This window comes from Bradyrhizobium sp. UFLA05-153 (assembly GCF_054185185.1).
Window position 1 is genome coordinate 1 of sequence record NZ_JBBIAM010000242.1, and the last position, 5,440, is coordinate 5,440.

Sequence of the window (5,440 nt, forward strand, 5' to 3'; positions counted from 1 at the left end):
TGTGGCGTCGTAGAAACGCGTCGCAAGAAGGCGCCGGATCTCTCCAAGGCATGCGTGTGGAAGTCCGAGCTGTGGCGTCATGCCGACGACGAACCGAGCCGAGAGGAAGCCGTTAAGCGTCTCGTCAAAATGCTCAAGAACCTGACCACGAAGGCGGAGAACGAAGGGTTCAAGCTCGCGCCGTTCATCGGCATCGCGTGTCCTGGCGTCATCGAGAGCGACGGCTCGATCGCAAAGGGCGCGCAGAACCTACCCGGCAACTGGGAGAGCAGTAAATTTAATCTGCCGGCAGCTCTGGTCGAAACCATCCCTCAGATCGGAGAACACGACACGACGATCGTCATGCATAACGACGGCGTGGTGCAGGGCCTGTCCGAGGTGCCGTTCATGAAGGACGTGAAACGCTGGGGCGTGCTGACGATCGGCACCGGCCTCGGCAACTCCCGCTTCACCAACCGCAACGGCAAGAACGGCAAGAGCGAACGCTGAGCCTAGCCCTCTTTCGAGGCAGGCCGAGACAACAAGAATATCGGAGAGCGGAGGAACGTCGCGCCCCGCCGCCTGTTTGCTCAATCATCGCGGAGCATAGGAGGAGCATCCATGCCTACGCAGATTGTTTTGGATCACAGCGGGGACATGCGGCACGAATTTGACGCGGCAGACCTGGAAGCATTGGCCAAGGCGGAGCAGCGCTTCAAGAAACTGACCGAAAAGGGATTCGCTGCAGCAACGCGGACGGGGCCCGGCGAAGTCGCCGTAGTGCGGGCGTTCGACCCGACGGCCCAGGAGACGTTATTTTACCCGCGCCTCGTCGGCGGCTAGGTGAGCGCTGGGCCATGCTTCTGTTCGGAGCTCGACGCCGGGCGGGTTCGCGGCTGCAAACGCTCCGCGAACTCTATGCCAGCTTCATCGGAGAAAACTCGCCAGAGGCCCGCGGCCGCCAGCTGCTGCGCGCGTGGCTGTCACCGGTACAACTCGCTCAGTTCGATGAACATCGGTACTTCGATGTGGTCGGTTGCGATACGGCCAAGCGGTACCGCATCAACTATGGGACGGCTGCGAACGTCCACGAGCTCGACAGGGCGGGAACGCCGAGGGTGGGTTGGTGCTTTGCGCCTTCAGCGCGCCTGGTGCCTGGCGACGTGATGCTCGCGCAGAAGATTGCTCTGGAAACCAACGAGAATGCCGTGCTCGCGGTGGCCAACGAGTTTCCGCCGCGGATGCCGTGTTACCGATGATCGTAGGGAGAATGCCATGCTCGATTATCCGCGCCCGCCTTATCCCAATCAACGGCAACCGATGCCCGGTTCGACGTCGGCGATGAAGCCGCGTCCGGACCATGGCGAGGAAAGCTACAAGGGATCGGACCGTCTTGCAGGCAAGAAGGCCGTCATTACCGGAGGAGACAGCGGGATCGGGCGAGCCGTGGCAATTGCATATGCCCGCGAAGGGGCCGACGTGCTCATTTCTTATCTCGACGAACATCAAGATGCCGAGGAGGTGAAGGCTCTCGTCGAGAAGGCAGGCCGTAAGGCAGTCTTGTTTCCCGGAGACTTGCGAAAGCCAGATTACTGCCGTGCCGTCATTAAACGTGCCGTCGATGAGCTCGGCGGGATCGATATCCTCGTCAACAATGCGGCCCACCAGGCCACGTTCAAGGATATCGCGGATATCAGTGACGACGAATGGCAGAGCACGTTCGAGGTCAACATCCATGCGATGTTCTATCTCTCCAAGGCGGCTGTTGTGCATATGAAATCGGGGGCCGCCATCATCAACACCGCTTCCGTGAATGCCGACATGCCAAACCCCATCCTGCTGGCGTATGCGACCACCAAGGGTGCGATCCAGAACTTCACGGGTGGTCTTGCCCAGATGCTTGCCGAAAAGGGCATACGCGTTAACGCCGTCGCGCCGGGCCCGATCTGGACGCCGCTGATCCCGTCAACCATGCCGTCGGACACTGTAAAGAACTTCGGCAAGCAGGTGCCGATGAAACGAGCCGGGCAGCCGGCTGAGCTCGCCACCGCCTATGTCATGCTGGCCGATCCGCTCTCAAGCTATACGTCCGGTGCGACGCTCGCTGTAACAGGCGGGAAACCTTTCATCTGATCGCGAGCGCGATGAGACGGAAGTTTAGTTTGGCGTAGCGCCCGGCCGCCAGAAATTGGCACCTCTCGGTGCATCAGGCGTTTTGCTAACGATTGTACTACTTGACAAAAGCGCAACGGCAATGACCGTCGGAGGTGCTGCATATCGTCTACGTGACCGACAAAATGGAAGTCAGCAAAGGCGGATTCTGTCCGAACGGAATGAACGGCACGTTCAAGTCTACCTGAGCATCTCTGGCCGATGAACGCAGGCAGTTGAGCTGTAGGACCAAGGAACACGCTACAATCTTTTTTGTCCGCCAGACAATCGGACTGGCAGCACCAAGCGTTCCGATCTGCCAAGGAGGCGGTTGATGGGTGATGAGCCGGAGTTAGCGGGCTAGACTGACGCGCGGCGTCGGCGGAAACGCGACTCTTGATCGATTCGGTCTACACGGCGGTGGACGGAGACTGCAACGGCCAGGAAAGCTTCCAGAAGATGGTTTTCCCCGACGAGAGCGGCGTCGGTTTAGATGAGCGTCGAAAGAAGGCCAGGCAGCATCGACGGGGATGAAAACCAAGCTTGATGTGATCAGGCCTCTTCTCAAGCTGGCGGCCGCTCGGTGCGTCACGCGGTCTCCGCAGCTCGCCGCGCCTCATAGGCTTCCTGCTGACATCGCGAAAATTCCGCCTTTCCTTCAGGTGTGGGCGGCACCCCGGTCTCGATGAGCGATTTCCGGATTGTCATTCGGCATGCAAAATTGGCTCTGACGCAATTTTGGTGCAGCTCCGATTATTCTGCGCCGATTAGTCTGGCTTGAAGCAGATCGATTTTCCCACGACCGTACATTTGACGTCTAACGAGCTTGAGGCGAGTGATCTGCCCCTCAGTTTGGCCGTTTGACCAGGGCGAGGTGATTGCCGCCCGAACCGCTGCTTCATCCTTCGCGACGCCGCTGGCGAACGAGGCTACGAGACTGGCGCGGGCGCGCTCGACCCATGGAGTAAGTCCCGCCTCGGCCTTGCGTCTGATCATCATGTGGAATTCGGCGATGATCTCGCGGGCCTCGACCAGGGTTGGTACGCCAGCTTCGATCGCCGCGACCGTGACGGTCTCCGCTTTCGTAAGCAGGTCCCGCCCGATCGTCATGAGGCGTGCGATCGTTCTGGCCGACGGAATCCGCTGAAGGTTTTGTGCGTCGGCCTTTTCTGCCCGCCGCCTGCGTGTTGCCCATTCTGCGACGACACGAAGAGAGCCTCGGAAGCCGCGCGCCCTTAGGCGCCGCCAAAGTTCAGCGCCGTTACGGCAGCCGGCGGCCCACTGGTCATCGAGCCATGGCAGGTGCTGATCGAGCGAACTCTGCCGGGTCCGGAAGACATCGTGGCGTTCGCCACGGATCACCTGACGAACCAGCTTCCTGCTATGACCAGTCTGGCGCACGATCTGCTTAATCGGCGTTCCGCTTTTCGACAGCGCCAAGATCGTCGCATTGGTCTCTTCGCGGCGAAGATATCCTTCATATTGCAGGCGCTCGGCCGCGCTGAGCAGTTTGGGATCGATGGTTGTCGACCCGATTGCGCTGCGGATCTGGCGCATCGATCTGCGGATGCCATCGAGGAAGGCCCGACTAGCGTTCTCCATCAAGTGCCAACGATCTGCGACCTGTACCGCGTGCGGGAGCGCCCTTGCCGCAGCTTCGCATATCCTCCGCCGCGATCGCGAGCAACGACAGCGATCGTGGGATGAGCGGCGAGCCAGGCTTGGGCTGTCGCGGGCTCACGATCTGGCAGCAGGGTGACGATCCGGCGCCTTTCCAGGTTGCAGATGATGCTGGCGTATCGGTGATTGCGCCGCCAGGCCCAATCATCAATGCCGATAACCTTGAGCGGGTCAGCCGAGGGACGGTGACGGCGTCGGACCACGCGCAGGAGAGTATCCTTACTCACCGGCAGCATCAGCCGCCTTGCGAAGTGTGCTGCCGGTCGACCGCCGAGCGCCAAGCCGAGGTGATGAACGATAGAGTCCAGCCTCGCCGTGCGTCGCGCCGATGGTGCCAGTACCCCTTCGGCGAAGCGCTCCGTGAAGATTTGGCGCCCGCACAGAACGGCGTCGCAGCGGAAGCGGCGGGCGATAACCAGGAGCTTGACGATCCGCCCCGAGAGCGGCAAATCGGTCACGCGTCTTCGATAGCGGCTATGGACACGCCGGGATACCGCTCCGCACGATGGACATAGACCAACGCTCCCGGACGCCCGGACCACAACAATGGCCTTATCACCCTCGTAGTACGCATTCTCTACAACAAACCCACGCGGCACCAGACTGGAGCGGTGGAGTGCTTGCTGCATGGCGCTGATTCTCCTCCAATCAAAGCGCCAGACATCCCCCAAACTGCATCAAAAGTGAGTCAGGGGCATGCCGAATGACAGTTGAAATCGGAGATGCCGTCGACACTTAGGATTACAGCCTCGCCGTCTATAACGAAATGCTTCTGCCGGTTCTTCAGCGCCGCCTCGGCGATCCATGGATAGCGCTTGGTCCAAACGGTGCCGTTCCGCGAGAGTAGGCGCACGCGTTGGTCCTCCCGAATGACGAGCATCCGGTAGCCATCCGCTTTCACCTCATGAAGCCAATCCGGCCCCGATGGGACCTACTTGCCGGCGGTCGCCAGGCAGAGCTCGTACGCCATACGCATGTCCAAAAGATAAGAATTTCAAGAGCTTTTACGAGTTCGGAACAACCGGCAATTTTGTGTGTTCTCGACGTGCTCCGGTCACAGAGCCCCTGTAAGGGCCGGAGCTGGACCAGGCTGGCGGCCAAACCGCTGGGCCACCCTCGGCCGGAGAATTCTAGTGTGGCGGATATTTGCTCTCACTGCATGCCTGATCTCGTTTTTGAGTTGTGGCCTTGCGATTGCCGACGATCAAAACAGACCAACCTCCGCAACCGTCGGAGCGGCGCCTACCCCGCCGGAGGAAAAAGGCCAGTTGCAACCTCAAGGGTGGACCGGGCCAGTTGACACTAAATCAGGTGGCGCGCCTGCCGAAAGTCCGCAAGGGCAAAGCCCACCGGGCATGCAGAGCGCTCCGGAAGGATCAAGCAAAACAATCGCCGCGCCGGAGAAATAATAGATAGCGCCCCAGCCCAGAAGGCGCGAATCGCTGCCTTAGCCGGTCTGTCTTCGAGAGCCGGACGTAGGTCCCGGATTCGTGCAGCTCCAGCCAGCCGCGCTCGACCGCGTGCTTGGCGCATTGATCTTCTCGATATGGATGCGGCCGTCTTGGACGGCTTCGATGCCGGCGACGAGCTCGACGAGATTGCGCGCTGCGGCTTCCGCGTTGGCGAAGGG

General features: G+C 60.6%; 4 protein-coding genes and 4 pseudogenes. 5 read left to right on the forward strand and 3 right to left on the reverse strand.

Annotated features, from left to right (window positions below; all coding sequences use genetic code 11):
• The 5 genes and pseudogenes from Q2941_RS50500 to Q2941_RS50520 form a co-directional block, all read left to right on the forward strand.
• Positions 1-489: pseudogene (locus tag Q2941_RS50500) on the forward strand (ROK family protein); the annotation flags it as partial.
• A 111-nt stretch (positions 490-600) separates the two neighbouring features.
• Positions 601-822 carry a hypothetical protein gene (locus tag Q2941_RS50505; protein ID WP_458197377.1) on the forward strand — a complete coding sequence of 74 codons (222 nt, stop codon included), beginning with the start codon at positions 601-603 and terminating at the stop codon, positions 820-822.
• A gap of 14 nt (positions 823-836) precedes the next feature.
• Positions 837-1,238 carry a hypothetical protein gene (locus Q2941_RS50510; RefSeq protein WP_458197378.1) on the forward strand — a complete coding sequence of 134 codons (402 nt, stop codon included), beginning with the start codon at positions 837-839 and terminating at the stop codon, positions 1,236-1,238.
• 16 nt (positions 1,239-1,254) lie between these two features.
• Complete coding sequence (locus Q2941_RS50515) at positions 1,255-2,112, forward strand: SDR family oxidoreductase (protein WP_458197379.1); 858 nt, start codon at positions 1,255-1,257, stop codon at positions 2,110-2,112.
• 414 nt (positions 2,113-2,526) lie between these two features.
• Positions 2,527-2,664, forward strand: a complete 138-nt coding sequence (locus Q2941_RS50520) for a hypothetical protein (RefSeq protein ID WP_458197380.1) — start codon at positions 2,527-2,529, stop codon at positions 2,662-2,664.
• Between the two features lie 219 nt (positions 2,665-2,883).
• On the opposite strand, the pseudogene Q2941_RS50525 reads toward Q2941_RS50520, so the two are convergent.
• The 3 pseudogenes from Q2941_RS50525 to Q2941_RS50535 form a co-directional block, all read right to left on the reverse strand.
• A pseudogene (locus Q2941_RS50525) lies at positions 2,884-4,439 on the reverse strand (ISL3 family transposase).
• A 59-nt stretch (positions 4,440-4,498) separates the two neighbouring features.
• Positions 4,499-4,717, reverse strand: a pseudogene (locus Q2941_RS50530) (ATP-dependent DNA ligase); the annotation flags it as partial.
• A gap of 469 nt (positions 4,718-5,186) precedes the next feature.
• Positions 5,187-5,440 (reverse strand): annotated as a pseudogene (locus Q2941_RS50535) (hypothetical protein); the annotation flags it as partial.

Excerpts from the sequence above, each read along its gene's own strand:
- Q2941_RS50515 (WP_458197379.1), top strand. The coding sequence starts at position 1,255 with ATGCTCGATTATCCGCGCCCGCCTTATCCCAATCAACGGCAACCGATG.
- Q2941_RS50510 (WP_458197378.1), top strand. The coding sequence starts at position 837 with ATGCTTCTGTTCGGAGCTCGACGCCGGGCGGGTTCGCGGCTGCAAACG.
- Q2941_RS50505 (WP_458197377.1), top strand. The coding sequence starts at position 601 with ATGCCTACGCAGATTGTTTTGGATCACAGCGGGGACATGCGGCACGAA.